25 protein-coding genes and 1 pseudogene are annotated in these 26,021 nt (G+C 66.9%); 12 read left to right on the forward strand and 14 right to left on the reverse strand.

What is annotated here, in order from left to right; genetic code table 11:
- Window positions 1-106 precede the first annotated feature (106 nt).
- From glmS to ACNQQL_RS23050, 3 genes are all read left to right on the forward strand, one after another.
- Window positions 107-1,930 (forward strand): glutamine--fructose-6-phosphate transaminase (isomerizing), encoded by a 1,824-nt coding sequence (gene glmS, locus ACNQQL_RS23040; protein WP_347065915.1) that lies wholly within the window; start codon window positions 107-109, stop codon window positions 1,928-1,930.
- Complete coding sequence (locus tag ACNQQL_RS23045; RefSeq protein ID WP_347065917.1) at window positions 1,927-3,210, forward strand: hypothetical protein; 1,284 nt, start codon at window positions 1,927-1,929, stop codon at window positions 3,208-3,210. The genes glmS and ACNQQL_RS23045 overlap by 4 nt, the downstream gene beginning before the upstream one ends.
- Window positions 3,211-3,484: 274 nt before the next feature.
- On the forward strand, window positions 3,485-4,321 hold the full coding sequence (locus ACNQQL_RS23050) for a c-type cytochrome (RefSeq protein ID WP_204422722.1): 837 nt from the start codon (window positions 3,485-3,487) through the stop codon (window positions 4,319-4,321).
- Window positions 4,322-4,494: 173 nt separating this feature from the next.
- On the opposite strand, the gene ACNQQL_RS23055 is transcribed toward ACNQQL_RS23050, so the two are convergent.
- The 3 genes from ACNQQL_RS23055 to ACNQQL_RS23065 are packed head-to-tail and all read right to left on the reverse strand — an operon-like array spanning window position 4,495 to window position 7,450.
- Complete coding sequence (locus ACNQQL_RS23055) at window positions 4,495-5,745, reverse strand: Zn-dependent hydrolase (protein WP_347065919.1); 1,251 nt, start codon at window positions 5,743-5,745, stop codon at window positions 4,495-4,497.
- Window positions 5,738-6,262, reverse strand: a complete 525-nt coding sequence (locus ACNQQL_RS23060) for an L-2-amino-thiazoline-4-carboxylic acid hydrolase (protein ID WP_347065921.1) — start codon at window positions 6,260-6,262, stop codon at window positions 5,738-5,740. The genes ACNQQL_RS23055 and ACNQQL_RS23060 overlap by 8 nt, the downstream gene beginning before the upstream one ends.
- Window positions 6,263-6,283: 21 nt before the next feature.
- Entirely contained in the window at window positions 6,284-7,450 is a 1,167-nt protein-coding gene (locus ACNQQL_RS23065; RefSeq protein ID WP_347065923.1) for a branched-chain amino acid ABC transporter substrate-binding protein, read from the reverse strand.
- A gap of 178 nt (window positions 7,451-7,628) precedes the next feature.
- On the opposite strand from ACNQQL_RS23065, the gene ACNQQL_RS23070 reads away from it, so the two are divergent.
- From ACNQQL_RS23070 to ACNQQL_RS23080, 3 genes are all read left to right on the forward strand, one after another.
- Window positions 7,629-8,525, forward strand: coding sequence for a LysR substrate-binding domain-containing protein (locus tag ACNQQL_RS23070; protein ID WP_072436531.1), 897 nt, complete (start codon window positions 7,629-7,631; stop codon window positions 8,523-8,525).
- 127 nt (window positions 8,526-8,652) lie between these two features.
- The gene (locus ACNQQL_RS23075; RefSeq protein ID WP_310143603.1) at window positions 8,653-8,871 is read left to right on the forward strand and encodes a ribbon-helix-helix protein, CopG family; all 219 of its coding nucleotides are present in this window, start codon (window positions 8,653-8,655) and stop codon (window positions 8,869-8,871) included.
- Window positions 8,865-9,230, forward strand: a complete 366-nt coding sequence (locus tag ACNQQL_RS23080) for a type II toxin-antitoxin system VapC family toxin (RefSeq protein WP_310143605.1) — start codon at window positions 8,865-8,867, stop codon at window positions 9,228-9,230. The genes ACNQQL_RS23075 and ACNQQL_RS23080 overlap by 7 nt, the downstream gene beginning before the upstream one ends.
- 30 nt (window positions 9,231-9,260) lie before the next feature.
- Here the strand turns inward: ACNQQL_RS23080 and ACNQQL_RS23085 are convergent, their stop codons facing one another.
- A complete protein-coding gene (locus ACNQQL_RS23085) occupies window positions 9,261-9,515 on the reverse strand; it encodes a GNAT family N-acetyltransferase (protein WP_347065926.1) in 255 nt (84 codons plus the stop codon).
- Window positions 9,516-9,988: 473 nt separating this feature from the next.
- On the opposite strand from ACNQQL_RS23085, the gene ahpC reads away from it, so the two are divergent.
- On the forward strand, window positions 9,989-10,552 hold the full coding sequence (gene ahpC, locus ACNQQL_RS23090; protein ID WP_034179823.1) for an alkyl hydroperoxide reductase subunit C: 564 nt from the start codon (window positions 9,989-9,991) through the stop codon (window positions 10,550-10,552).
- 119 nt (window positions 10,553-10,671) lie between these two features.
- Window positions 10,672-12,270 carry an alkyl hydroperoxide reductase subunit F gene (ahpF, locus tag ACNQQL_RS23095; RefSeq protein WP_347065929.1) on the forward strand — a complete coding sequence of 533 codons (1,599 nt, stop codon included), beginning with the start codon at window positions 10,672-10,674 and terminating at the stop codon, window positions 12,268-12,270.
- A 128-nt stretch (window positions 12,271-12,398) separates the two neighbouring features.
- On the opposite strand, the gene ACNQQL_RS23100 is transcribed toward ahpF, so the two are convergent.
- Window positions 12,399-13,313, reverse strand: coding sequence for a LysR family transcriptional regulator (locus ACNQQL_RS23100; RefSeq protein WP_072436528.1), 915 nt, complete (start codon window positions 13,311-13,313; stop codon window positions 12,399-12,401).
- Between the two features lie 169 nt (window positions 13,314-13,482).
- Here ACNQQL_RS23100 and ACNQQL_RS23105 point away from each other — a divergent pair, with 169 nt between their 5' ends.
- A complete protein-coding gene (locus ACNQQL_RS23105) occupies window positions 13,483-14,919 on the forward strand; it encodes a YfcC family protein (RefSeq protein ID WP_347065930.1) in 1,437 nt (478 codons plus the stop codon).
- A gap of 26 nt (window positions 14,920-14,945) precedes the next feature.
- The gene (locus tag ACNQQL_RS23110; protein WP_347065932.1) at window positions 14,946-16,136 is read left to right on the forward strand and encodes a M20 aminoacylase family protein; all 1,191 of its coding nucleotides are present in this window, start codon (window positions 14,946-14,948) and stop codon (window positions 16,134-16,136) included.
- 76 nt (window positions 16,137-16,212) lie between these two features.
- Here ACNQQL_RS23110 and ACNQQL_RS23115 read toward each other — a convergent pair whose 3' ends face one another.
- From ACNQQL_RS23115 to glnH, 7 genes are all read right to left on the reverse strand, one after another.
- Window positions 16,213-17,025, reverse strand: coding sequence for an extensin (locus ACNQQL_RS23115; protein WP_347065934.1), 813 nt, complete (start codon window positions 17,023-17,025; stop codon window positions 16,213-16,215).
- A gap of 163 nt (window positions 17,026-17,188) precedes the next feature.
- Window positions 17,189-17,743: a carboxymuconolactone decarboxylase family protein gene (locus tag ACNQQL_RS23120; RefSeq protein WP_347065936.1), complete on the reverse strand. Its 555-nt coding sequence runs from the start codon at window positions 17,741-17,743 to the stop codon at window positions 17,189-17,191.
- Between the two features lie 35 nt (window positions 17,744-17,778).
- Complete coding sequence (locus ACNQQL_RS23125) at window positions 17,779-19,113, reverse strand: aspartate aminotransferase family protein (protein WP_347065938.1); 1,335 nt, start codon at window positions 19,111-19,113, stop codon at window positions 17,779-17,781.
- Window positions 19,114-19,128: 15 nt separating this feature from the next.
- On the reverse strand, window positions 19,129-20,187 hold the full coding sequence (locus ACNQQL_RS23130) for a C45 family peptidase (RefSeq protein ID WP_347065940.1): 1,059 nt from the start codon (window positions 20,185-20,187) through the stop codon (window positions 19,129-19,131).
- Between the two features lie 20 nt (window positions 20,188-20,207).
- A complete protein-coding gene (glnQ, locus tag ACNQQL_RS23135) occupies window positions 20,208-20,936 on the reverse strand; it encodes a glutamine ABC transporter ATP-binding protein GlnQ (protein WP_048246371.1) in 729 nt (242 codons plus the stop codon).
- Window positions 20,933-21,589: a glutamine ABC transporter permease GlnP gene (gene glnP / locus ACNQQL_RS23140; RefSeq protein WP_175958852.1), complete on the reverse strand. Its 657-nt coding sequence runs from the start codon at window positions 21,587-21,589 to the stop codon at window positions 20,933-20,935. Before glnP ends, glnQ begins: the two co-directional genes overlap by 4 nt.
- Window positions 21,590-21,655: 66 nt before the next feature.
- Window positions 21,656-22,408 carry a glutamine ABC transporter substrate-binding protein GlnH gene (gene glnH, locus ACNQQL_RS23145; protein ID WP_347065942.1) on the reverse strand — a complete coding sequence of 251 codons (753 nt, stop codon included), beginning with the start codon at window positions 22,406-22,408 and terminating at the stop codon, window positions 21,656-21,658.
- A 523-nt stretch (window positions 22,409-22,931) separates the two neighbouring features.
- On the opposite strand from glnH, the pseudogene ACNQQL_RS23150 reads away from it, so the two are divergent.
- A pseudogene (locus ACNQQL_RS23150) lies at window positions 22,932-23,174 on the forward strand (LysR family transcriptional regulator); the annotation flags it as partial.
- 43 nt (window positions 23,175-23,217) lie between these two features.
- Here ACNQQL_RS23150 and ACNQQL_RS23155 read toward each other — a convergent pair.
- A complete protein-coding gene (locus ACNQQL_RS23155) occupies window positions 23,218-23,589 on the reverse strand; it encodes an MAPEG family protein (RefSeq protein WP_347065944.1) in 372 nt (123 codons plus the stop codon).
- 301 nt (window positions 23,590-23,890) lie between these two features.
- On the opposite strand from ACNQQL_RS23155, the gene alr reads away from it, so the two are divergent.
- A complete protein-coding gene (alr, locus tag ACNQQL_RS23160) occupies window positions 23,891-25,012 on the forward strand; it encodes an alanine racemase (protein WP_347065946.1) in 1,122 nt (373 codons plus the stop codon).
- Between the two features lie 166 nt (window positions 25,013-25,178).
- Here alr and ACNQQL_RS23165 read toward each other — a convergent pair whose 3' ends face one another.
- On the reverse strand, window positions 25,179-25,973 hold the full coding sequence (locus ACNQQL_RS23165; protein WP_347065948.1) for an enoyl-CoA hydratase: 795 nt from the start codon (window positions 25,971-25,973) through the stop codon (window positions 25,179-25,181).
- Between the last annotated feature and the right edge of the window lie 48 nt (window positions 25,974-26,021).

Raw genomic sequence — 26,021 nt, forward strand, 5'->3', positions numbered from 1 at the left:
GCGCCGCCGCGCACGGGACGGCATCCGTGCAGCGCGGCGCCGCTCCTGACGCCGCGCTGCCGTGCATCGCCGGCAGGCCGGCAACTTCTTGTGGACGAGGTGAATCATGTGCGGAATCGTCGGAGCAAGCGGCATCGGCAATCAGGTGCCGCAACTGGTCAATGCGCTGAGCCGGCTCGAGTATCGCGGCTACGATTCGTGCGGCATCGCCGTGCAAGGCAACGGACGCCTGCTCAGCGAACGCACGCTGCGGCGCGTGACGGACCTGCAGGATCGCGTGCTGACGCTCGGTCTCGAAGCGCAGACCTGCATCGCGCATACGCGCTGGGCGACGCACGGCGCGCCGTCGGAAATGAACGCGCATCCGATCATGTCGGGCGACACGATCGCGGTCGTGCACAACGGCATCATCGAGAACCACGACGCGCTGCGCGCCGAGTTGCGGCAGCGCGGCTACGCGTTTCGCGGCGAAACCGACACCGAGGTGATCGCGCACCTGATCCACAGCCTCTATCGCGACGACCTGTTCGACGCCGTCATGCGCGCCGTCAAGCGGCTGCACGGCGCGTACGCGATCGCGGTGCTGAGCGCGCGCGAGCCGCAGCGCCTCGTCGCCGCGCGCGCCGGCTCGCCGCTCGTGATCGGCATCGGCGCCGAACAGAACTACCTCGCGTCGGACTGCGCGGCGCTCGGCGACCTGACCGACCGCTTCGTCTACCTTGAAGACGGCGACGTCGCGCTGATCACGCCGGAACGCATCGCCGTGGTCGACTCGGGCGGGCACGAAGCGCAGCGCCCGCTGTGCCACGTGAAGGCGCGCGACGGCGACGCCGCGCTCGGCCCGTACCAGCACTTCATGCAGAAGGAGATCTTCGAGCAGCCGAAGGCGATCGCCAGCACGCTCGACGGCATCGACACGATCTCGCCGGCGCTGTTCGACGAGAGCGAAAGCACGCGCGCGCTGCTGTCGCGCGTTCGGAGCGTGCTGCTGCTCGGCTGCGGCACCAGCTACTACGCGGGCCTGACCGCGAAGTACTGGCTCGAAAGCATCGCGGGCGTGCCCGCGCAGGTCGAGATCGCCAGCGAATTCCGCTACCGAGACACCGTGGCCGATCCGCGCACGCTCGTCGTCGGCATTTCGCAGTCGGGCGAGACGGCCGACACGATCGGCGCGATCGCGCGTGCGCGCGAGATGGGCCAGGATCTGTCGATGGCGATCTGCAACGTGGCGACCAGCACGATCGCGCGCAACGCGCCGCTGCGGTTCCTGACGCGGGCCGGGATCGAGCTGGGCGTCGCATCGACCAAGGCATTCACGACGCAGCTCGTCGCGCTGTTCGTGCTAACGCTGACGCTCGCGCAATTGCGCGGCCGGCTCGACGCCGCGCAGGTCGCGATGCACCTGAAGCAGTTGCGCGCGCTGCCCGAGCGCATCGGCCACGCGCTCGCGCTGGAAACGCAGATCATGGGCTGGGCCGCGAAGTTCGCGCGCACCGAGAACGCGCTGTTCCTCGGGCGCGGCATCCATTTTCCGATCGCGATGGAAGGCGCGCTGAAGCTCAAGGAGGTGTCATACATACACGCGGAAGGCTATCCGGCCGGCGAACTGAAGCACGGCCCGCTCGCGCTCGTCACGAGCGCGATGCCGGTCGTCACGATCGCGCCGGACGACCGCCTGTTCCAGAAGCTGAAGTCCAACATGGCCGAGGTGCGCGCGCGCGGCGGGCGGCTCTACGTGCTCGCCGGCAACCAGCTCGCGATCGACGCGGATCGCGATACGCACCTGATCCGCGTGCGCGATTCGGGCGACCTGCTGTCGCCGATCGTCAACGTGATCCCGCTGCAGTTGCTCGCGTATCACGTCGGCTGCGCGCGCGGCGCCGACGTCGACAAGCCGCGCAATCTCGCGAAATCGGTGACCGTCGAATGACGGGGCGAACGCGCGCGGCGCAGGCGGGCAAGCGGCCGAGCGCGGCTCGCCGCGTCGCGGCCGCGCTCTGCGGCGCGTGCTGCGTCGTCGCGACACTGCCGTCGGCGCTGGCCGCCGCGCCCGTCGTGCATACGGTCACCGTGCAGGGCCCGGTAGCGCCGCAGGACACCGGCGACCCGCGACGCTTCATGCACGGCATCGGCGTGGCCGACGCGGGCAACGGCAAACGCTGGGTATTCTTCAGCAGCTCGGGCACCGTGCCGCGCGGCGCGATGCGCAACGGCAACTGGCCGCACGACGTGTACGTCGGCGAGTGGCTGCCCGGCAAGCCGCACCTGCTGCACGTCCGACCGTTCATCAGCCGCCCCGAGGCGCAGGAGCCCGTGTCGATCGCGCAGAACGCGCGCGGCGACATCTTCGTCACGTTCGAGGACGGCTGGAACGCGCCGCAGGAAGTCAGCCAGCGCTACGGCGTCTATCGCCGCGACCTGAAGCCCATCAAGCCCTACCCGAACGACGTCGAGCCGGGTGGCCACTCGGGGCATGTCGCAACGGCGGGCGAACGCTTCGTCGTGTTCTATTCCGCCGACTGGGTCGACGGCGGCGGCGTCGACAACCTCGGCACCGGCAATGGCGTCTACCTGAAGACCTACGATGCGGCCGGGCGCGAGTTGAACCACGTCGCGGTCGCGCCGCACCGCCGCGAGTGGTGGCCCGTGGTCGCCGGTTCGCCGCGCAACGCGCTGCTCGTCTGGCAGAAATTCATCGAAGGCAGCACGGACGCGACGCTCGAATACGCAATGTTCGATCCGGTCACGGCGAAGCTCGACAAGCTCGGGGCGCTGAACGGTGCGATCCGGTACTACGTGTACTCGTCGGCCTACGTGCCGGCGATCGACCGCTTCATCGTCGTCACGACGACGGCGGACGATCGCGGCGTCGCGATGCTGATCGACCCGAACGGCCGCCGCACGGCGACGCTCGACTGCCTGCCGGCGTCGGTGCGCGAATCCGGCATCGGTGTCTCCGGCACGCGTGCGTACGTGCCGACCCGCGACGGGCGGCTGCTGACGCTGGCACTTGCGCCGGCGGACATTTCGGTGAGCGGCGCGCAGCGCTCGCCGATTCCGTGGGGCACGACGGGCATTGCCGGTTTCCCGGCGCAAGGCGTGGCGATGCATTTCGTGTCGCTGACGCCGTCGGGCGCGCGCGAAGCCGATTTCGAACCGGGGCGGGATACGCCGTTGTCGAAGAACGAAGTGCCGTGCGCGAATCATTGACGGCGGTCCGGTAACGGCAATGTCGTGAACGCTGGCAGTGCGCATGTCGGCCACCCTGCCCTTCGTTTCCCCCTGCCCAAACCGCGCTGCGACAACGCCAGGCCGCCTGGTAGCCGGACACGCTGTCGCGGGCCTGCCCGACCGTGGCCGCCCAACCTTTCCCGCGCCGAAGTCGCCAGCGCCGCGCGTACCGGATAGACTGTCGCCCGATTCCTTCCATCGGCCGCGGCTTGCGCGTCCTGCCGCTGCCGGAACGCCCTTTCCCGGAGAACGAATGCTGAAGCGCCAGTGGTTTTCGCTTGTGCTGCTGACGGTTTGCCTGATCGGACAACGCGCGTGGGCCCAGTCCACGCTCGAACTCGACACCGACGGCACGGCCCGCGCCCTGACGCGGCAGACGCTGCTCGCGCGCCCCGATGCAACGGAGATCCACGTGCCGCGCGACATCGCGTACGGCCGGCCGATGACGTTCCGCGCCGTGCCGTTCGCCGCGCTGCTCGGCGACACGCCGCTGCCGGCCGACGGCGTGCTCGAAACGCGCGCGGCCGACGGCTTCGCCGCGCAACTGCCGCTCGATCTCGTGCGCCGCCGCGCGCCGGCCGGCGCCGTCGCATGGCTCGCGATCGAGGATTCGGCCCATCCGTGGCCGAAGCTGCCCGGCAAGCAGGTCAGCGCGGGGCCGTTCTATCTCGTGTGGCTCGGGCCGGACGCGTCGTCGGTGCGCGGCGAGCAGTGGCCTTACCAGATCGTGCGCGTCACGATCGAATCGTCGCCGGTTGCGCGCTGGCCGTCGCTCGCCGTCGATCCTGCGTTGCCAGCAAGCGATCCGGCCCGCGCGGGCCAACACCTGTTCGTCACGCAATGCCTCGCGTGCCACCGCGTCGACGGTGCGGGCAGCAGCCATGCCGGCCCCGACCTGAACGCACCGATGAATCCGGTCGACTACTTCCAGCCCGCCGCGCTGCGCCGCTACATCCGCAACCCGGCGTCGGTGCGCGACTGGCCGGGCCGGAGCATGCCGGCGTTTCCGCCCGATCAGTTGAGCGATCGGGAGCTCGACCAGATCGTCGCGTATCTCGCGTATATGGCGCGGCGCAAGGCGGGCAAGTAACGCACGGCCGGACAATAAAAGGCGTTGATGACGTCAGGCGACACGCCGTTCGCCATCGCATCGATCGAGGCCGCGCAGGCGCACCCGCGCATGGCGATGGTCCTGCCGAACGGCGATCCGAACGCGTGCGAACTGCCGGCGAACACCCGCCCGCCGGGCCGCCTTCGTCACGCTCAGGCTTCCTGCGCGCTCCGCAACACCGCACGCAACAACACGTCGGCGCCCGCCGCCGCCCATTCGGGCGTAATCGCTTCGGCCTCGTTGTGGCTCAGCCCGTCGACGCACGGCACGAAGATCATCCCGGTCGGCGCGACGCGCGCGACGTAGCACGCGTCATGCCCCGCACCGGACACGATATCCATGTGCGACAGCCCGAGCGCTACCGCTGCGTCGCGCACCGCGTCGATGCAGCGCGGCGCGAACGGGATCGGCGGGTACTTGAAGATCTGCTCGATCTGCGCGCCGAGGCCGGTCTCGTCCGCCACGCGGGCGAGTTCCGCGCGCAGCGCCGCGTCCAGCTCGTCGAGCACCGCATCGTCGGGGTGCCGAAACTCCACCGTGAAGAAGCAGCCGCCCGGCACCGTGTTGCGCGAATTCGGCCGCGCTTCGATCATCCCGACCGTCGCGCGCGCGTACGGCGCGTAACGGCGGCCGAGTACGTCGATGAACGAGATCATCCGCGCGGCGCCGACCAGCGCATCGCGACGGAATTCCATCGGCGTCGTGCCCGCGTGCGCATCGACACCGGTGAGCGTCACCTCGTACCAGCGCTGCCCCTGCCCGGCCGTCACGACGCCGATCGACTTGCCGGCCCGTTCGAGAATCGCGCCCTGTTCGATATGCAGTTCGTACGCGGCGTGCACCGGATAGCCGCCGACGGGCTCGGCGCCCGCGTAGCCGATACGCTCCAGTTCCTCGCCGATCGTCCTGCCCGCGCTGTCGGTGCGCGACAGCCCGTAGTCGAGCGTATAGACGCCCGCGAACACGCCGGCCGAGATCATCGCCGGCGCGAAGCGCGAACCTTCCTCGTTGGTCCAGATCACGACGTCGATCGGGCGTTCGGTTTCGATGCCCGCGTCGTTCAGCGCGCGCACGACCTCGAGCCCGCCGAGCACGCCGTAAATGCCGTCGTAGCGGCCGCCCGTCGGCTGCGAATCGGCATGCGAGCCCGTCAGCACCGGCGCGGCATCGGGATTGCGGCCCGCGCGGCGCGCAAATACATTGCCCATCCGGTCCACGCGCACCGTGCAGCCGGCGTCGCGCGCCCACTGCACGAACAGGTCGCGCGACTCGCGATCGAGATCGGTCAGCGCGAGACGGCAGACGCCGCCCTTCGGCGTCGCGCCGATCTGCGCCATCCGCTCGAGCGACGCCCACAGGCGATCGCTGTCGACGCGCGGCGCATTCACGTTGTCGTCACGCATCGCCGTTCTCCGTCGCGCTCTGCAGTGCGTAGCGGAAATCGCAGCGCTTGCCGCCCTGCATGATCGTGCTCGTGCGCGTCAGCGCGATGTTCGGCGCATAGCCCTGGATGAAATAGCTGTCGCGCGCGCAGCTCAGCAGGTGGCCGATTTCGCCCAGCCCCATCGCGTGATACATCTCCGCGTAGCTGCAGCGATGCACGTCGTAGTCGTAGTGCGCGTCGTCCGCGCGCCGCACCTCGACGTCGAGCGCATCGTCCTTCTCCCACAGCACCTGCAGCGCGATGAACGACTTCACGCTCGTGCCGCCAGGCTCCTGCGCGGCGAACGTGCGGCCCGCGTCGACGGCCGCGCCGCGCACGGCTTCCGCGATCACGGCCTGCGCGCGCTCGGCGCCGAACTCGCGCTTCATGATCTCGTAGATCGGCTTGATGATTTCCGCTTCGATGCGGCGCCGCGCGAGGATTCCGAGGCGCGTGTCCTCGGGTGCGGCGGCGGATGCCTGGGTCGGGTCGGTCATGGGGTCGTCTCCTTGCGTCGTTTATTTCGTTGCGGTACGCGAGCCGCCGAGCACGTCCACGACGCTCCACTTGCCGCCACGCACCTGGTAGATCGTGAACGCCGGGTCCTTCAGGTTGCCTTCGCCGTCGAACGCGATCCGGCCCGTCACGCCGGGCCGGTCGATCGCGCGAACCGCCGCTACCAGCTTCGCCGGCTGCGTCGTGCCGGCCTTCTGCGCGGCCGCGATCAGCGTGGCCGCCGCGTCGTACGCGAACGGTGCATGCAGTTCGATCGGTGCGCGGAAGCGCGCCTGATACTGCGTGTCGAACGCGTTGCCGCCCGGCATCCGGTCGAGCGGCAGGCCCGGTTCGAGCGCGGTCACGCCGTCGCCGTCCTTGCCCGCGAGCGACAGGAAGGTCTGGCTCACGAAGCCGCCCGCGCCGAGCAGCGGCGCGTTCACGCCGAGCTGGCGCATCCGGCGCGCGATCGGCGCGGCCTGCGCATCGAGGCCGCCGAAGAACACGAGATCCGCGCGCTTGCCCTTGATCGCGGTCAGCACGCCGCTGAAGTCGGTCGTCTTGTCGCTCACGTACTGGCGATCGACGATCGCGCCGCCGTTCGCCTGCACGCCCTTGATGAACTGGTCGGCCAGCCCCGCGCCGAACGACGTGCGATCGTCGATCACCGCGATGCGCTTCGCCTTCAGCGTCTTCACCGCATACGCGCCGGTGAAGTTGCCGCCCGCATCGTCGTGACCCATGATGCGGAAGGCCGTCGCGTAGCCCTGCTGCGTGTATTGATGGCCGGTGGACGCCGGCGCGATCTGCGGAATGCCCGCGTCGCGGTAGACGCGCGACGCCGGCACGCTGCAGCCGGTGTTCCAGTGACCGACGACGCCGATCACGTGCTGGTCGACGAGCTGCTGCGCGACCGCGACGGCCGTGCGCGGATCGGACTGGTCGTCGGCCGCGACGAGCTTGTAGACCACCGGCTTGCCGCCGATGGTCGGATGCTTGGCATTCGCGTCGTCGATCGCGAGTTGCGCGCCGTTCTGCAAGTCCTTGCCGATACGTGCGGACGGGCCGGTGAGCGGCGCGGCGAGACCGATCAGGACCGTCTGCGGCGCGGACTGCGCGAACGCGGGAACGGAAGCGACCAAGGCGGCCGCCGAGAAAACGAGGCTGGCGTGAAGGAAGGCGATTTTCATGTGCGGGGGATCGGTGACTCGAATCAAAACATGAAAAATATTAAATATTCAGCACCCAAACCCCAAATACCCAATTGTTGGATGCTTATGCCGTTCTCGACACATTAACCCAACACATTGTAAATACAAGACATTTTATTGTTGTCGCTTACCCTGACTTTTCGATAAAATTCGATACATGAAAAATATCGAACAATTGCCGCACGATCCGCCATTGCGCGCGGTGCGTGCGTTCGAAGCGTTTGCACGCCTCGGGTCGGTCACCGCGGCGGCGGGCGAACTCGACATCACGCCGTCGGCGGTCAGCCATCAACTGCAACTGCTCGAAGCGTTCATCCAGACGCCGCTGACGGTGCGCGAGGGCCGGCTGCTCGCACTCACCGACGAAGGGCGCGACTACTACCGCTCGATCAGCGCCGCGTTCTCGGTGCTGCGCAGCGCGACGCGCTTCGTGCGCGATCGTTCGTCGCTGCGGCAGATCACCGTCAGCCTGATTCCGCTGCTCGGCATCGGCTGGTTCATTCCACGGTTGCATTCGTTCCTGGCCGACAACACGGATGTCGACGTGACCGTGCTGTACGCGCATCACCGCAATTACCGAAGCGATGCGTCGGACCTGTCGATCCGCTTCGGCACCGGCGACTGGCCCGGCTACCGCTGCGAGCGGCTGCTGCCGGGCGCGATGGTGCCGATGTGCAGCCCGTCGTTCCTGAAGCGCCACGGGCCGTTCCGCACGCCGGCCGATCTCGCGCATGCGCCGCTCGTGCACGACGAGGATCGCAGCACGTGGGTCAACTGGCTGCAGGGCGCCGGCGTGCGGCATGTGTCGCATGCGGTGGGGCCGATGTTCGAAGATGGCCAATTGACGCTGAGCGCCGCGCGGGCGGATCTCGGCGCCGCGCTGCTGCGCGCGCCGCTGGTCGAGCGCGAACTGGCGAACGGCGAACTCGTGAAGCTGTTCGATCACGCGCTCGACGACGGGCGCGACTACTACCTGTGCACGCGCGAGGACGCGGACATGCCGGACGGGGCACGGCGGCTGGCGGAGTGGTTGAGGAAGATGGCGGGGATTTGAGCGGAACGCCCCTCTCGCCTTGTCGGACAACGGCTTACGCGAGCACTCGTCGCGCCGCACCCAGCCCGAGTCTTGCATGCTTTCAATCGAGTATATATGATATGCATATCATATATCGGAGGCTGTCATGAGCCGGATTCTGCTTGATCTGTCGGATGGCCAGCTCGACGAGTTGGCCGCCATCGTCGAGACTGAACATCGTCCCCGCGCCGCAATCATCCGCGACGCGATCGATGCCTACATTGCCCTGCACAAGCGCCCGCTCGCCGACGACGTATTCGGTCTCTGGAAAGATCGCACGGTCGACGGGCTCGCGTATCAGGAGGAATTGCGCTCGGAATGGTAAAAGCTCTCTTCGACACCAACATCCTGATCGACTATCTGGGCGGCGTGGAATCCGCCCGCGCGGAGCTAGGCCGCTACGACTATCGTGCGATCAGCACGATCTCGTGGATGGAAGTCCTGGTCGGCACGTCCGAACGTGACGAAGCCCCGACTCGCGCATGGCTCTCGTCATTCGATGTCATCGCGCTCGACAGCACGGTTGCGAATCGCGCCGTGATCATTCGCAAGGAACGCCGCATACGCCTGCCCGACGCGATCGTCTGGGCATCGGCGCAAGTGAACGGGCTGCTGCTCGTGTCGCGCAACACGAAAGACTTCCCCCCCACCGAACCCGGTGTTCGAATGCCGTATCAGATCTGAGCCGATACGCGCGGCGGCAATGCAAATGCGTCAACTCGACGCAGACAAGCCGAACCGCTTCTGCAAAAAGTATCGCGTGTGCCCAGCCGGAAAATCGGCCAACTCGCCGAACACGACGTAGCCGAATCGCTCGTAGAGCCGCTTCGCATCGGGATTGAAGGTGTCGATCCACGCGGCTGCGCACCCTCGTTCCGCCGCGACCTGCTCCGCGCGCACGAGCAGGCCGGACGCGTATCCCTGGCCGCGCACGTGCTCCGCGACCCACACCACTGGACGAACAACCATCCCCACGCGGTGTAGCCGATCAATCCTCCGGCGCAGTCGTCCGTGTCGCCGACCGAGATGGCCAAATCCTTGTAGTTCGACGGCCCTTTCGACGCCGCGTTGAATCCGGCCAGCCCGTCTCCGATCAGATCGGGAAAAGACGGCGGTACTTCGTCCAGAACGATCAGGTTTCTTTTCATGGGATCCCGCGCTGTTCGGGTGGATCGGCTGCCCGCAGGTAAAGGCCCTAACGGCATGCTTTGGATTGTATTGCGTCCAAAGCCACTCAGGCGCCGGGCACCTTGCTCGGGGCTCCGCCCCACCCCGCCCGCCCAAGTGTCAAAAGCGCCTCCCCGCCCACCCCACCCAATCAAGGGCCGGAAGCAGATAGAAATTCCCGATGCCCCGGATTGAAACAAGCAATTTCACAAAGTCAGGGTGAACCCGGATACTGGCAACACTCCACTCACCACTGACGCAAAGGAAACCACCACATGCCGATCATCAACACCCAAATCAAGCCGTTCAAGGCAACCGCCTACCACAACGGCGAGTTCGTGCCCGTTTCCGAAGAGAACTTCAAGGGCAAGTGGTCCGTCGTCGTGTTCTACCCGGCCGACTTCACGTTCGTCTGCCCGACCGAGCTGGGCGACCTCGCCGACCGCTACGCGGAATTCCAGAAGCTGGGTGTCGAAATCTACGGCGTGTCGACCGACACGCACTTCACGCACAAGGCATGGCACGACACGTCGGACACGATCGGCAAGATCAAGTACCCGATGATCGGCGACCCGACGCTCACGCTGTCGCGCAACTTCGACGTGCTGATCGAGGAAGAAGGGATGGCGCTGCGCGGCACGTTCGTGATCAACCCGGAAGGCGAGATCAAGCTGTGCGAGATCCACGACAACGGCATCGGCCGCGACGCGGGCGAGTTGCTGCGCAAGGTGCAGGCTGCGCAATACATCGCGGCGCATCCGGGTGAAGTGTGCCCGGCCAAGTGGACGCCGGGTGCGGAAACGCTGACCCCGTCGCTCGACCTGATCGGCAAGATCTGACGATCGCGCCGCGCGCCTCGCACGAGGCGCGCGACGGCGGGCCGCCGCATCGCGCGGCCCGCGCCCTCCTCCGGCACGACGTGCCCGACCATAATCATTAATACGGAATCCGAAACGCCATGCTCGACGCCAATCTCAAGAATCAACTGAAAGCGTACCTCGAAAAGATCACGCGCCCGATCGAACTCGTCGCCTCGTTCGACGACAGCGCGAAATCGCAGGAACTGCTGGCGCTGCTGAACGAGATTGCGTCGCTGACGGATCGCGTGACCGTGACCGAACGCCGCGACGACGCCGAGCGCAAGCCGTCGTTCTCGATCGGCGAGCCCGGCAAGCCGGCCGGCATCCGCTTTGCCGGCATCCCGATGGGCCATGAATTCACGTCGCTCGTGCTTGCGCTGCTGCAGACGGGCGGCCATCCGATCAAGCTCGACGACGACGTGATCGAACAGATCCGCGCGCTCGACGGCGACTACGCGTTCGAGACGTATTTCTCGCTGTCGTGCCAGAACTGCCCGGAAGTCGTGCAGGCGCTGAACGTGATGTCGCTGATCAACCCGCGCATCCGCCACGTCGCGATCGACGGCGCGCTGTTCCAGAATGAAGTCGAGTCGCGCCAGATCATGGCCGTACCGACGATGTTCCTGAACGGCGCATCTTTCGGCCAGGGCCGCAGCAGCGTGAAGGAAATCCTCGCGAAGCTCGATACGGGCGCGAGCGAGCGTGCCGCGAAGTCGCTCGAGAACAAGCCGGTGTTCGATACGCTGATCGTCGGCGGCGGCCCGGCAGGCGCGGCCGCGGCCATCTACTCGGCGCGCAAGGGCATCGCGACGGGCGTCGTCGCCGAGCGTTTCGGCGGCCAGGTGCTCGACACGATGGCGATCGAGAACTTCGTGTCGGTGCAGGAAACCGAAGGGCCGAAATTCGCGACCGCGCTCGAGCAGCACGTGAAGCAATACGACGTCGACATCATGGACGTGCAGCGCGCCGACGCGCTGATCCCCGGCGACGTGCACCAGATCCGCCTCGCGAACGGCGCGGTGCTGAAGGCAAAGACGATCGTGCTCGCCACCGGCGCGCGCTGGCGCGAAATCAACGTGCCGGGCGAGCGCGAATACCGCAATCGCGGTGTCGCGTACTGCCCGCACTGCGACGGCCCGCTGTTCAAGGGCAAGCGCGTCGCGGTGGTCGGCGGCGGCAACTCGGGCGTCGAGGCCGCGATCGACCTCGCCGGCATCGTGAAGGAAGTCACGCTGATCGAATACGGCGCGCAATTGCGCGCGGACGAAGTGCTGCAGCGCAAGCTGCGCAGCCTGCCGAACGTGACGATCGTCACGCAGGCGCAGACGACCGAGCTGACCGGCGACGGCAGCAAGCTGAACGGGCTCGTCTACAAGGATCTGCGCTCGGGCGAAACGCAGCGCATCGATCTCGAAGGCGTGTTCGTGCAGATCGGTCTCGTGCCGAACACCGAATGGCTGAAAGGCACGGTCGAACTGTCGAAGCACGGCGAGATCGTCGTCGATGCGCGCGGCGCGACGTCGGTGCCGGGCGTGTTCGCGGCCGGCGACGTGACGACGGTGCCGTTCAAGCAGATCGTGATCGCGGTCGGCGAAGGCGCGAAAGCATCGCTCGGCGCGTTCGACCACCTGATCCGGCAGGACGTGACGCCGGCGGCAGCCGCTCAGCCGCAAGCTGAAGAAACAGTCGCCGCGTAACGCACCTCGGCGCATCGGCGCAACGGTTTGTCTCTCTTGGCCCCGCATGCCTTGGTCGGCATGCGGGGTCCTTTTTTTGCATCTTCGTCGAGTGGCGGTGGAACGCAGGTCAAAGCCCCCTTTCGTCGCTACACGGTCGACATCAACCTCACGATTTCCCGCCGCAGATAGTTCGCGGCCGGACCGAGTCGCCGCCCCGCACGCGTGACCACATAGCGATCGAACGAGCGTGCGATCGGATGATCGAGCGGCACCGCGGCGACCTGGCCCGCCGCGATCCTCTCCTGGGCCGCCCCGCGTGTCATGAACGCAACGGCGAGATTCTGCGCCGCAATCGCGACTGCCGTCGAAAACCGGTCGCAGCGGAATGCAGGCACATACGTGCGCCCGATATCGGCGAGGATCGCATCGACATGGGCCTGCAGCCCGAACTCGGCGGGCATGAAGACCAGGCGCTCGTTGGCGAGCGCTTCCATCTTCACCGATTTGCGCGACGCCATCGGATGATCTACCGAGAAGATCGCGCAGATGGGCTCGCTCTGGAACAGGCGCGCGTTCAATGTCGGATCCGTCGTGGCACCGATCGATACGCAGATATCGACCTGATCCTCCCGGGTCATCGACAAGAGCTGCGGAAGTGAACCGGTGCGCAACGCCACGGTGATACCCGGATATTTTTCCAGGAAAGGCTTGAGGACCATCGAGACCAGGCTCGCAACCGCCCCTTCGCCGGCGGCGATCGTGACCTGCCCCCGTTTGAGGCCGCGATATTCGTCGAGCTGCGCACGAAACCGGCGGGCGCTGCGTTCGCAGTCGCGGAAATAATCGACCGCCATCTGCCCCGCTTCCGTCAACTCCATTTTTCGCCCGCGACGGGTCACCAGCGACAGCCTGAGCTCGCGCTCGGCAAGGGCAACCTGCCGACTGATCGTCGACACGTTCACGTCCAGACCGAGCGCTGCCTGACGCATTCCGCCGTACGTTGCGATCGCGACCAGATATTGCAGCGTGCGCTCCGAAAGACTCCGTTCTACCGTATCCAATGCCGGCTCCAGTGTTGCCTTCAATGCAACATTTTCGCAGCGATGGAAGCAACTTTCCAGACGGAATTTCGCCGATACTCCGCCCCGGAGCCGGCCCGGGCAAGCAGACAGCCGCGCCGGACCGAAAACAGGGTGGCTTACCACTCGAGCACATCAACGGAGGAGCAACATGAACGACGCCAGCCGGCCGATCGACGGCACGCGGCAACCGCGCCAGCCCACCCGCGCGCGCGAGGGCAAGGAGCCGATCAGCCCCTATGTGCTGCTGTTCGTCATGCTGGTGGCGGCCGCCATCGCGACCTGGGTCGTGCCGTCAGGCGAGTTTGCGCGAACGGTCAGCAACGGTATCAGCTTCGTCGTTCCGAACAGCCTGAAACCGGTTGCCCGGCACGGCGTGATGCCGGGCGAGATGTTCGTCGCGCTGGCCAAGGGGATGACGACTTCCGCGCCCATCATCTTCCTCATCCTGTTCACCGGCGGCGCACTGGCCGTACTCGAATCGACGGGCGCCGTCCGCAGCGCACTCGCGCTGGTCGCACCGGGGGAGCGCGCACGATCGTACGTCGCCGTCGTCGTCGCTTGCTGCATTTTCTCGCTGCTCGGCACACTCGGCGTGGTGACGAATTCGGTCGTCGCGTTCGTCCCGCTCGGACTGCTGCTCGCGGAGTCGATGCAATTGCCGAAAGAAACCGGCGCCGGCATGATCTATCTCGGCACGTATGCCGGCTTCAACACGGGCATCCTCAATCCGGTAACGACCGGATTGTCGCAGCGCCTGGCCGGCCTGCCGATGTTTTCCGGCATGACGTTCCGGGTGTGCATCTATGTCGCGTTTCTGGCGGCCACCGTCATTTTCCTCGTCGCACGCATCCGTGCCTGTCGAATGAACGACGCGACGGTTCCCGCCCCGGCGATCCGGGCGGCCGGCGCCCCGTCGCCCCTATCCACGCGACGATTCGACGCCCGGCAACTCGCCGTCGTCGGCATCGTGCTCGTCTGCCTGGCGGTTTTCGTCTACGGTTCGTCCACGCGCAACTGGGCAGAGATCGAAATGATCGCGATGTTTCTCGTCATGGCGATCGCCGCCGGGATCGTGAGCGGCATGCGCCCGGGCTCGATCGCGGACACGTTCCTCCACGGCTGCGGCGGGCTCGTCAAGGGCGCGCTCGTGGTCGGCATGGCGCGGGCCATCTCGATCGTGCTCGGCGACGGCAGAATCATGGACCCGATCGTCAACACGCTCGCCGGCATGCTCGCACCCCTCGATTCCACACTGGCCGCGATCTGCATGTTCCTGAGCGCCGCGCTGATACATGTCGGCATCTCGTCCGGGTCCGGCGAATCGGCGGTGCTCGTCCCGATCTTCGCGCCGCTTGGCGACACGTTGCACCTGACCCGACAGGTCACGGTGCAGGCGGTGCTGCTCGGCGAAGGCTTCATCAACTGCTTCAACCCGACTTCCGGTGTCCTGATGGCTGTCCTCGCAACGTCCGGCATCCCGTACTTCAAGTGGGTACGTTTCGTCATGCCGCTGCTGATTGCCTGGTTCGCCATCTGCATCGTCGCCATCGCGACCGGCGTCGCGATGCATTGGGGCCCCTTCTAGTCAGCCGCATTTTTCCTGGACCGCACATGCTATTACCCGACCTCAGTTCCATCCACGATCTGCAGCCGCTTGCCGACGACATGCGCAGGCTGCGCTATACGCTGCATTGCTGCCCCGAACTGGCATTCGAGGAAGTGCAGACAGCAGAAATCGTCGCAAGTCGCCTGAAGGAATATGGCTATTCGGTCGCGACAGGGATTGCCGGCACCGGCGTGGTCGGCACGCTGCGGCGGGGTTCGAGCGAACGTCGTATCGGAATCCGCGCCGACATGGACGCGCTGCCGATCGACGAACGCAATACGTTCGGTCACAAGAGCCTCCACCCGGGACGAATGCATGCGTGCGGCCACGACGGTCATACCGCGATGTTGCTCGGCGCGGCCCGACACCTCGCACAACGCGGACGATTCGACGGCACCGTGCATCTGATCTTCCAGCCGGCCGAGGAACGCGGATTCGACAGTGGGGCCAAGCGCATGGTCGAGCAAGGGCTCTTCACGCGCTTTCCCTGCGACGCGGTGTTCGCCATGCACAACCATCCGGGCGCGCCGGCGGGCACGTTCATGTTCCGCAAGGGGCATTTCATGGCCGCGGGCGACCGCGTCTTCGTGAAGGTCATCGGCAAGGGCGGGCACGCTGCCCGCCCGCACCTGGCCAACGATCCGATCGTCGCGGCTGGCAGTATCGTGATGGCATTGCAGACCGTCGTTTCGCGCAACGTCGATCCGACGCAGTCCGCGGTCGTGACGATCGGCAAGATCGCAGGAGGATCGGCCCCGAACGTGATTCCGGGCGAAGTCGAGTTGAGCATCAGCGTCCGGTCGTTCGACGCGGATGTCCGCCGGATGCTGAAGGAAAGAATCACCGCGCTCGTGCACGCGCAGGCCGACGGTTACGGCCTCCGTGCCGTCGTCGATTATGTGGAAGGCTACCCGGTAGTGACGAACGCCGAAGCCGAAACCGAGCTTGCGATCGAAGTCGCGAAAGAGCTGGTTGGCGAGGCGCGCGTGACGGAACAGATGGCTCCGTTGATGGGCAGCGAGGACTTTGCCTACATGTTACAGGCCTGCCCCGGCGCATTCCTGCGGATCGGCAATGGACCGACCGACGGCGGGAACACGCTGCATAGCGCGACCTACGACTTCAACGACGAAAACCTGGTCGTCGGTTCCGCTTTCTGGGCCAGACTGGTGGAACGATATCTACCCGTCGCATGAACGATCCATGGCAGCCGCGCGGGACCGCTCGCGCGACGGCCCGTCGTCCCGCCCCCTTTCCACACCGCCGCCGACATCACTTCGCGTTGGCAGCCGGGTTGCCGGTCGGCGAATTGAGACTGCTCGACTGCCTGACCAGTTGCTCGGTCATCGCGGCGGCCACCGGGTTCGCGCCCGACGACGAACCGCCCTGCCGAGTCGAACCGGAACTCGCCGACATCGACGACACCGGTGGTGGCGGCAACGACGGGTCGAGCTTCGCCGATTCCCTGACGAGCGCGGCCGTCTCCGGCGTTTCGGATTTGGTTGCGGATTTCGTTGCGGCAGGCGCTGCGGCCGCGTGGCGTTCGAGGCCGTCGCGCTTGCGCGGTGCGCGTTGCGTGACCTGCGCCGGCACGGCCGGCTGAGCCGGTTGCGCCTGCTGTGCAGCCGGCGGGGTCGAATCCTGCGCATCGACCGTCACGACGTTGACCTTCGGCGGCGGCGCGCTCGGTTTCGTCACCGGCTGCGCTTTCTCGCTGACAACCGGAACGGCGGGGACAGATGCAGGCGCGGCGCTGACGCGCGCGGGTGCTGCCGGTGCGGGCGCCGGTGCGATCACTGGTGCGGATGGCGGCGGCGGAACAGCCGCCTGTTTCTGCGCCGAACCGGCGTGGGCCGCCGTCGCGGCAGCCGGCGCTGGTGCCGGCGCTGGTGCCGGCGGCGCGATGGTGCCCTGCACTGCGTGATCATTGCTCACGGGCGCCGTGGCAACCGGCGCGGCCGAATCGCCGATGCCGGCGTCTTCGATCGCACGGTGGTCCGCACGCAGGAGCATCACGTATCCAGTGCCGGCAGCGGCTACCAGGAGCCCTCCGGCGATCATCAAGGTCTTGCGGGTACTCGTCATGCTTGCTCACCGATCATATCGACGTGAACAAGCCATGATACGCGGCCATCGGCCGTTGATCCCGCATGAATACATTTGGTTGCATTGATGCCGGCGGCGCGATCGTCAGACGTTTCGCGCCCGCTGTTCCGGCACGATCAATGCGCGGCCACTTGCACGGCGATTACTCCGGAAACGGCAAATCGGTTTGCCCGTCCGCACGCATGCCGAACGTGTTCAGCGTCATCGCGACGAGCGCGTAGTAGCCGAGCAGCGCAACGAGATTCACGACGATTTCGTGGCCGAAGCGCGCTTCCGCACGCGCGAACGTCGCGTCGCTGACGCGCCGCGTATCGTACAGCTCGCTCGCGAACGCATGGATCAGCGCGTCGTCGTCCGACTCGAATGCGGGTTCGACGCCGCGCCGGATCGCATCGGCCGTCGCGGCCGGTACACCCGCGTCGAGCGCGATCGGATGGTGGATGTGCCACTCGGCCTGCGAGCGCCAGCGCGCGGCCGTCACGAGAATCGCGAGTTCCGACAGCCGCAGCGGCAGGCCCGTGCGATAGCGGCAGAACGCGCCGAGCTTCTGCGCGTGCTGGGCCAGCTCGGGGCTCGCGATCCAGCCGAGAAACGGCCCGTTCAGGTTGCCGCGCGGGCCGCTGAGAATGTCGGCCAGCACGGCTTTCTGTGCGTCGGTGGCCGACGCAGGGTCGAAGGGTGGCAGTCTGTCTGTCATGGTGATTCCGGTAAGGGTTCAGTGCATCGATGCCGTCACGCGCCGGCCGCAGCAAGCGCCGCGGCAATCGCGCCCGACAGCCGCTCGACGATCGTATCGATCTGCTGCGCGGTGCAGATGAACGGCGGCGCGATCAGGATGTGATCGCCGTGGACGCCGTCGATCGTCCCGCCCATCGGATACACCATCAAGCCGCGCTGCATCGCTTCGCGCTTGACTACCGCGTGCAGCTTCAGCGCGGGATCGAACGTCGCCTTGCTGTCGCGATCGCGCACGAGCTCGACGCCGACGAACAGCCCGCGGCCGCGCACGTCGCCGATATGCGGATGTGCGCCGTAATGCTTGCGCAAAGATGCGCGCAACTGCTCGCCGCGCGCCTTCACGTTGTCGAGCAGCTTCTCTTCGGCGATCACGCGCTGCACTTCGAGCGCGGCCGCGCATGCGGTCGCGTGGCCGAGGTACGTGTGGCCGTGCTGGAAGAAACCCGACCCGTCGACGATCGTCCGGTAGATGCGGTCGCTGACGAGCGTCGCACCGATCGGCTGGTAGCCCGCGCCGAGCCCTTTCGCGATCGTCAGCAGATCGGGCGCGACGCCGTCTTCATCGCACGCGTACAGGTAGCCCGTGCGCCCCATCCCCGACATGATCTCGTCGAGAATCAACAGTACACCGTACTTGTCGCACACCGCGCGAATCTTCTTCAGGTACGTGCGCACCGGCGGCACCGCGCCGGCCGTTGCGCCCACCACCGTTTCCGCAACGAATGCCGCGACGTTTTCCGCGCCGAGTTCGACGATCTTCTGCTCGAGCTCGTCCGCCAGGCGCTGCGCATACGCTTCGTCGGTTTCGCCCGCCTGCTGGTCGCGATACGCATAACACGGGCTCACGTGATGCGCTTCGATCAGCAGCGGCAGGAACGGCTCGCGTCGCCACGCGTTGCCGCCGATCGCGAGCGCGCCGAGTGTGTTGCCGTGATAGCTCTGGCGCCGTGCGATGAAATGGCGGCGCTGCGGCTCGCCCTTCTCGACGAAATACTGGCGCGCGAGCTTCAGCGCGGCCTCGATCGCCTCGGAGCCGCCCGATACGAAATACACGTGTTCGAGGCCGGCCGGTGCGGCGTCGACGAGCCGGTCGGCCAGTTCCTCGGCCACGTCGGTCGTGAAGAACGACGTATGCGCGTACGGCAGTTGCTGCGCTTGGCGCTTGATCGCGTCGATCACACGCTGGTTGCTGTGGCCGAGACACGAGACGGCCGCGCCGCCGCATGCGTCGATATAGCGTTTGCCGGTCGAGTCGATGATCTCGATGCCGTCGCCTGCGACGGCGACGGGCAAGCTGGCGCGCGGGGCGCGATGAAAAACGGTCGTCATGCGTTGCCTCATGAATCAGGACGCGCCGTGCGCGCGCCCGGACGGCACGATGCGCGTCGCGAAGCGCTGCGTGCCGTGCTGGTGAATGGTGAAATCGATCGCCGCCGCGCCGATCGCGAACACCGCGGTCGCGAGCGTGTTCTCGTCGTCGGGGTCGGCCGGGTCGTCGCGGTAGATCGGCAGTCCTTCCGGCGCGCGATCGCCGAGCACGCGCAGCAGCGCGGCTTCGTCGATCGCGTCGATGCCGGGCGTCAGCGCATCGACGCGCCGCTGGCGGTCGGCCGACGATTGCGTGACGATCTGCGCTTCCTGAGCGTGCGTTGCGCAGCCGGGATGCACGAGATGGTTCGCATGGCCCGCGAGCCGTGCGACGTCGATCACCGAACAGCGCGCGGCGCTCGCTTCGATGCTCAGCAGCCGCGCATCGCCGGTCGCGCCGAGCGTGTGATGAAAACCGCTCGCGCGGGCATGCAGGCGCAGCACGTCGGCCGCCGCGTCGAGCGACGTCGCGTCGAGCACGGCACGCGCGAGGATCATCCGCGGCACGCCCGGTGCCGGCGTGCGAATCCGCAGGTTGTTGATCGCCTGCGCGATGCCCGCGCGGTTCGCGGCAAACGTATGGCCCGGCAGCGAACCGGGGTAATAGAAACTGATGAAGCCCGGCTTGCCTGCCGGCTGCACGTCGACGAGCAGGCAGCGCTCGCGCAGGAACGGGTCGCCGTCCTCGTTGTGCGCGATCCAGCGCGTGCCGTCCGCGTCGCGCGCGGCGAGCGTCGTGCAGCCGTCCGGCGCGTTGTGGATCAGCTCGCCGCGGCAATTCCACAGGAAGATGTCCTCGGCCGGCCAGCCGATGCCCGCCGCGATCCCGTCCAGTTCCGCGACGAGATCGGGGTATGCGGCCAGCGCGGCCTGCCGCAGCGCGCCGACGAACGGATGGCCGCGCCAGCGGCGCACGGCCTGCCACGCGCTGCTCTGCTGCATGTACGCATCGAACACGGGACGGGCGAGTTCGCCGAGGCGCACGCCGATATCGAACGGCGCGCCGGCGATGACGGGGGAAAGGGAAAGCGGCATGTCGAATGTATCGGTTTCGTTCAGGACACGTGTTTCAGGAACTCCTTCAGGCGCGGCGTCGGCGGCCGGTCGATCAGGTCGACCGGATGGCCGTCCTCGGCAATCCCGCCCTGATCCATGAACAGCAGGCGCGTGCCGACCCGCTTCGCGAAGCCGATCTCGTGCGTGACGACGATCATCGTCATCCCTTCGGTTGCAAGATCCTGCATCACTTTCAGCACTTCGTGGCGCAATTCCGGATCGAGCGCCGACGTCGGCTCGTCGAACAGCATCAGCCGCGGCCGGATCGCGAGCGCGCGCGCGATCGCGACGCGCTGCTGCTGGCCGCCCGACAGCTCGGACGGGTAATGATTCGCGCGCGATTCGAGGCCGACCTTGTCGAGCAGCGCCATCGCCTGGTCGCGCGCGTCGGCGCGCGATGCGCCGCGCACCTGGGTCGGCCCGAACATCACGTTCTCGAGCGCGGTCATTTGCGGAAACAGGTTGAACTGCTGGAACACCATGCCGGCTTCGAGCCGGATGTTGCGGATCGTGGTCGCGTTGCCGCGCACGCTCTGGCCGTCGACGAGCAGTTCGCCGCCGGTGATTTTCTCGAGCGCGTTGATACAGCGCAGCATCGTCGATTTGCCCGAGCCCGACGGGCCGATCACGACGACCACCTCGCCCGCGTCGATCTTCAGGTCGATGTGCTTCAGCACCGGCACGTGGCCGAAGCTCTTCGACACGTTCTGGAATTCGATCATGCTCACAGGATCCTCATCCGCTTTTCGACGAGCCGCAGCGTCAGCGTCATCGCACCGGTCAGCATCAGGTAGATGACAGCCACCGCGCTCCAGATCTCGACCGCCTGGAAATTGCCCGCGATGATTTCCTGCCCCTTGCGCGTCAGTTCGCCGACGCCGATCACGATGAACAGCGACGTGTCCTTCAGGCTCACGATGCACTGGTTGCCGAGCGGCGGGATCAGCCGCCGGAACGCCAGCGGCCCGACCACCTTCAGCAGCACGCGCGGCATCGACAAGCCCATCGCGAGCCCCGCTTCCGTCAGCCCCTTCGGGATCGACAGCAGCGCGCCGCGCACCACTTCAGCGAGATATGCGCCGGAATTCACCGTGATCGCGATGATCGCGGCCGTCAGGCCGTCGATGCGGATATGCGCGAGCAACGGCAGCGCGAAATACAGGAACATCACCTGCACGACGATCGGCGTGCCGCGAATCAGTTCAATATAGACCTGTGCGAGCACGTTCATCGCCTTCGGTCCGTATGCGCGGAACATGCCCGCGATCATCCCGACGATGAAGCCGCCCACCAGCCCGAAAAGTGCGATGAACACCGTCAACCGGACCCCGTCCATCAGGTCCGGCAACGCCGCCCAGATCGCCGACCAATCGAAATTCACTTGTCGCTCCCCGTTCGATTCAAGACCGGCGCGGCCGCACGGCCGCGCGCTGTTGCGCCGTCACGCTCACATCTTCGGCGGCTCGGCGCCGAACCACTTCTTGTAGATCTGCGCGTAGCGGCCGTCGGCCTTGATCTTCACGAGCGACGCGTTGACCTTCGGCACGAGCGCGCTGCCCTTCGGGAAACCCATCCCGTACTTGTCGCCGCTGACCGGCTGGCCCGCGACCTGCACCTTGCCCTTGCCTTCGTTGTTCACGAAGAACAGGACGTTCGGCGTGTCGTGCATCGCCGCGTCGACACGGCCGGCTTCAAGCGCGAGGTAGGCCTGGTCGATGTTCGGGAACTGGCGGATCTCCTTCGGCTTCAGGTGCGCCTTGATCCAGTCGATCGTCGCGGTACCCGTCTTCGCGGCGATCACCTTGCCGTTCAGGTCGTCGATCGACTTGATCGTCGTGTTGCCGACCTGCACCATCGCCGCGAGGCCGCTGTCGTAGTACGGCGCGGAGAAGTCGATCGCCTTCTTGCGCTCCTCCTTGATCGTCATCCCCGACAGCGCGACGTCGATGTTCTGCGTCTGCAGCGCCGGGATCAGGCCCGCGAAATCCATCGGCTGGATCGTGTATTTCCAGCCCTGGTCCTTCGCGATCTCCGCCCACAGATCGAGATCGAAGCCGACGTACTTGTCGCCCTGCTTGAACTCGAACGGCATGAACGACGTATCGGTCCCGACGACGAGCGTCCTGGTATCCGCGTGCGCGAGGCTTGCGCCGAGCGCGGCAACGACCGCGACGGCTTTCAGGAAGGAACGGCGACTCATGGTTTCTCTCCGCATGATTGAGCGATGTAGCCGGCCAGCCGGCCGGCGGGAACGACGACATCAAGCAGCACCGCAACATGCGATGTCAAATTAGACATTAGTGCAACATGTGTTGTCAACGGCGATACTACGACAACAAAAAAGTGCGCAACGGGGAATTTCATCGAGACAAACCCGAGCCGCGTGGGCCGGATAGATCGGAGGAAACGGAGAGATGGCCGGGGCGAGGCTCCCGGGCCGGATCGCGCCGCGCGGGCGGACAGCTGGACGTGAAAAGAGGATGGCGATGCTCGGTGCGGGCCGCCAGGTTTGCCATCCCGAGCAACGGGTGCGGCGGGATGACGGCAGCGCAACCGCGAACGCATTCGCCACGGTCCGCACGCTCGTTCGTGCCGCGTGTCAGCGGCGTTTCAACGCGGCGGCGTGCCGGGGCGGCCGTGCGCGCGAAGCCGGCATACGCCGGCGCGGCTCAACGAACGGTGCGGGATTTGCGCGCAAACACCGACCGGCGGCACACCAATGCCGCGTCGATCACGCCGAGCCGGATGTTCGCTTCGAGCGTGTCGTTGAACAGATAGGTATCCTGCGCAACGAGCGCGATGCATCATGGCGCTTCGTGCTGCGCCGCCATCCGTCGACGCGGCACCGGCTGCTCGATCCGCTGATCGCGTTCCTGCGCCGCGAAGCGGACGCGCCGCCGTTCGTCGCGAAGATCGTTGCGCCCGCATCCAACGACAGTCACGCACGCGGTGCGGGCGGCGCCTAGCGGCGCCGGCACGCGAAGCCGGCACCGCCTGTTCACCGGCCGCTCAGGGCGCGGCAAAGAACAGCGCGACGACGCACGCCATCCCGGCGAACCACACGAGCGAACGCAGCGACGCCCAGTTCAGCAGGTACATCAGCGTATAGACGACGCGGATCGCGACGAAACCCATCGCGAGCTGGTCGACGTGATGCGCGTTCGCGCCGTTGTGCCACGCGACCACCAGCGCGGCCGTGAACAGCGCAAGCGCTTCCCACGCATTCTGGTGCGCGGCCTGCGCCCGCGCGCGCCAGCCTTCGAGTTTCGCGAGGTAATCGCGCGGCGTACGGTTGTCGTAGCCCTTGCGAGCCTTGGCCAGGAACGTCAGCGGGAACGGTAACAGCGCCACGATGAACAGGCACAGCTGGGACGTCGTCATCAAAGTCTCCTCCTTTATGATTACATTGCTCAATGACAAGATCGCCGAGAGCTTAGCATTGCGCCGTGCTGTTCGCGCACCGGTTTTCTAGACGGGAGACTCGGCTGCACGTGCCGCCGCCGGCCGCGGCCGGCGTGGTCCACCACCAAAATTTCCACCAAATCGTCGACAAATACGTTAATTAAAACTGGTCGAACACCAATAAGATAGCGCTCGACACTAGCTTGACGCGTAACCGCGCCAGCCTGCCGACCCGGGCGCGCCGCCGCGTGCCGAACGACATCCGATCCGAGCCATCGCCATGCCCCGTCCCATCGTCGCCCATATCCGCCCCGACGCCGTCCGTCACAACCTCGATTTCATCCGCCGCACCGCCGCGCAATCGCGCGTGTGGGCCGTGATCAAGGCCAACGCATACGGCCACGGCATCGAGCGGATCTACCCGGGCCTCGCGGCCGCCGACGGCATCGCGCTACTCGACCTCGACGAAGCCGTGCGCGTGCGCGAGCTCGGCTGGGACAAGCCCGTGCTGCTGCTCGAAGGGATCTTCGAGCCGGACGACGTCGAACTGGCCGATCGCCACCGGCTGACGGTGGCCGTGCACTGCGACGAGCAGCTCGACCTGCTGATCGCCGCGAAGCCGCGGCAGCCGATCGACATCCAGCTCAAGATGAATTCCGGGATGAACCGGCTCGGCTACCGGCCCCCCGCGTTCCGCGCCGCGTGGGAACGCGCGGCGAGCGCGCCGTCGATCGGCAGGATCACGTTGATGATGCATTTCGCGAACGCGGACGAAGGCGAGGTCGACTGGCAGCTCGATTTATTCGACGCGACCACGGCCGGGATTCCGGGCGAGCGCTCGGTATCGAATTCGGCGGCCGTGCTGTGGCATCCGCGCGCGCACCGCGACTGGGTGCGGCCCGGCACGATCCTGTACGGCGCGTCGCCGACCGGTGCGGCGCGGCATATCGCCGACACGCCGCTGATGGCCGCGATGACACTGACGAGCAGGATCATCGGCGTGCAGACGCTGTCGCCGGACGAAACCGTCGGCTACGGCCGCCGCTTCACGGCCGACCGGCCGATGCGGATCGGCGTCGTCGCGTGCGGCTACGCGGACGGCTATCCGCGCCATGCGCCGACCGGCACGCCGATCGCGGTGGACGGCGTGATGACGCGCGTCGTCGGCCGCGTGTCGATGGACATGCTGACCGTCGACCTGACGCCGTGCCCGAACGCGGGCATCGGGTCGCGCGTCGAGCTGTGGGGCGACCAGGTGAAGGTGGATGATGTCGCGCAAGCCAGCGGCACGATCGGCTACGAGCTGATGTGCGCGCTCGCGCGCCGCGTGCCGGTCGTGATCGTGCCGCCCGGCGCGTCGACCGCGCAGCCGGCGCTGCGGACCGGGAGCTACGGGCGCTGACCGCGGTCGATGCTGCGGCGCACTACCGCGCCGCCGCGCGTGCCGCTTCACTTGCGGGCCGCCTCGGGCGGTCCGTTTACGTTCCGGCGGACGGGAAACCGGAGCCGGAGAATACGCGTTTGTTACAGCCCTTCCGCTCCGCTCGACCTGCCTATCCGGCGGCGTACTACGAGCGCCACATCGGCTTCCGCTTCTCGAGGAACGCGTCGATCCCTTCGCCGGCATCCTCTTCCATCATGTTGCGCGCCATCACGTCGCCCGCATACGCATACGCTTCGTCGAGCGGCAATTCGCGCTGGCGATAGAACATCTGCTTGCCGTAGCGCACCGCGGCCGGGCTCTTCGCGACGATCTCCGCGACCTTGCGCGCGACGGCCGCGTCGAGCGCGTCCTCGGGCACGGCCTCGTTGACGAGCCCCCACGCGGCGGCCGTCGCCGCATCGACGAAGCGCCCGGTCACGAGCATGTCGAACGCGCGCTTCGCCGTGACGTTGCGGCTCAACGCGACGGCCGGCGTCGAACAGAACAGCCCGACGTTGATGCCCGATACCGCGAAGCGCGCAGTGTCGGCCGCGATGGCCAGGTCGCACGCGGCGACGAGCTGGCAGCCGGCGGCCGTCGCGATGCCGTGCACACGCGCGATCACCGGCACCGGCAATGCGCGCATCGCGAGCATCACGCGGCTGCACTGCGCGAACAGCGAGCGGTAGTAGTCGAGTTCCGGCTTGCCGCGCATCTGCCGCAGGTCGTGGCCGGCGCAGAACGCCTTGCCTTGCGCGGCCAGCACGACGCAGCGCACGTGCGGATCGGCCGCCAGCGCACCGAACGCGTCGTGCAGGCTCGCGAGCATCGCTTCGGACAACGCGTTGAACTGCTGCGGCCGGTTCAGCCGCAGCGTGACGACGCCGTCGCGCACCTCGCGCAACAGGATCGGCTCGGCAGTCTCTTGATCGGGTTCCATGACGTTTCGCTCGACGGGGTTCGGCAGGATTCGGTGCGGCACGAACGG

Source organism: Burkholderia sp. LFS061 (assembly GCF_047978125.1).
Classification (GTDB): domain Bacteria; phylum Pseudomonadota; class Gammaproteobacteria; order Burkholderiales; family Burkholderiaceae; genus Burkholderia; species Burkholderia pyrrocinia_C.

What these genes read in the sequence shown, in the direction of transcription:
- glmS (WP_347065915.1), top strand. Translation starts at nt 107, where the DNA reads ATGTGCGGAATCGTCGGAGCAAGCGGCATCGGCAATCAGGTGCCGCAA.
- ACNQQL_RS23045 (WP_347065917.1), top strand. Translation starts at nt 1,927, where the DNA reads ATGACGGGGCGAACGCGCGCGGCGCAGGCGGGCAAGCGGCCGAGCGCG.
- ACNQQL_RS23050 (WP_204422722.1), top strand. Translation starts at nt 3,485, where the DNA reads ATGCTGAAGCGCCAGTGGTTTTCGCTTGTGCTGCTGACGGTTTGCCTG.
- ACNQQL_RS23055 (WP_347065919.1), bottom strand. Translation starts at nt 5,745, where the DNA reads ATGCGTGACGACAACGTGAATGCGCCGCGCGTCGACAGCGATCGCCTG.
- ACNQQL_RS23060 (WP_347065921.1), bottom strand. Translation starts at nt 6,262, where the DNA reads ATGACCGACCCGACCCAGGCATCCGCCGCCGCACCCGAGGACACGCGC.
- ACNQQL_RS23065 (WP_347065923.1), bottom strand. Translation starts at nt 7,450, where the DNA reads ATGAAAATCGCCTTCCTTCACGCCAGCCTCGTTTTCTCGGCGGCCGCC.
- ACNQQL_RS23070 (WP_072436531.1), top strand. Translation starts at nt 7,629, where the DNA reads ATGAAAAATATCGAACAATTGCCGCACGATCCGCCATTGCGCGCGGTG.
- ACNQQL_RS23075 (WP_310143603.1), top strand. Translation starts at nt 8,653, where the DNA reads ATGAGCCGGATTCTGCTTGATCTGTCGGATGGCCAGCTCGACGAGTTG.
- ACNQQL_RS23080 (WP_310143605.1), top strand. Translation starts at nt 8,865, where the DNA reads ATGGTAAAAGCTCTCTTCGACACCAACATCCTGATCGACTATCTGGGC.
- ACNQQL_RS23085 (WP_347065926.1), bottom strand. Translation starts at nt 9,515, where the DNA reads ATGGTTGTTCGTCCAGTGGTGTGGGTCGCGGAGCACGTGCGCGGCCAG.
- ahpC (WP_034179823.1), top strand. Translation starts at nt 9,989, where the DNA reads ATGCCGATCATCAACACCCAAATCAAGCCGTTCAAGGCAACCGCCTAC.
- ahpF (WP_347065929.1), top strand. Translation starts at nt 10,672, where the DNA reads ATGCTCGACGCCAATCTCAAGAATCAACTGAAAGCGTACCTCGAAAAG.
- ACNQQL_RS23105 (WP_347065930.1), top strand. Translation starts at nt 13,483, where the DNA reads ATGAACGACGCCAGCCGGCCGATCGACGGCACGCGGCAACCGCGCCAG.
- ACNQQL_RS23110 (WP_347065932.1), top strand. Translation starts at nt 14,946, where the DNA reads ATGCTATTACCCGACCTCAGTTCCATCCACGATCTGCAGCCGCTTGCC.
- ACNQQL_RS23115 (WP_347065934.1), bottom strand. Translation starts at nt 17,025, where the DNA reads ATGACGAGTACCCGCAAGACCTTGATGATCGCCGGAGGGCTCCTGGTA.
- ACNQQL_RS23120 (WP_347065936.1), bottom strand. Translation starts at nt 17,743, where the DNA reads ATGACAGACAGACTGCCACCCTTCGACCCTGCGTCGGCCACCGACGCA.
- ACNQQL_RS23125 (WP_347065938.1), bottom strand. Translation starts at nt 19,113, where the DNA reads ATGACGACCGTTTTTCATCGCGCCCCGCGCGCCAGCTTGCCCGTCGCC.
- ACNQQL_RS23130 (WP_347065940.1), bottom strand. Translation starts at nt 20,187, where the DNA reads ATGCCGCTTTCCCTTTCCCCCGTCATCGCCGGCGCGCCGTTCGATATC.
- glnH (WP_347065942.1), bottom strand. Translation starts at nt 22,408, where the DNA reads ATGAGTCGCCGTTCCTTCCTGAAAGCCGTCGCGGTCGTTGCCGCGCTC.
- ACNQQL_RS23155 (WP_347065944.1), bottom strand. Translation starts at nt 23,589, where the DNA reads ATGACGACGTCCCAGCTGTGCCTGTTCATCGTGGCGCTGTTACCGTTC.
- alr (WP_347065946.1), top strand. Translation starts at nt 23,891, where the DNA reads ATGCCCCGTCCCATCGTCGCCCATATCCGCCCCGACGCCGTCCGTCAC.
- ACNQQL_RS23165 (WP_347065948.1), bottom strand. Translation starts at nt 25,973, where the DNA reads ATGGAACCCGATCAAGAGACTGCCGAGCCGATCCTGTTGCGCGAGGTG.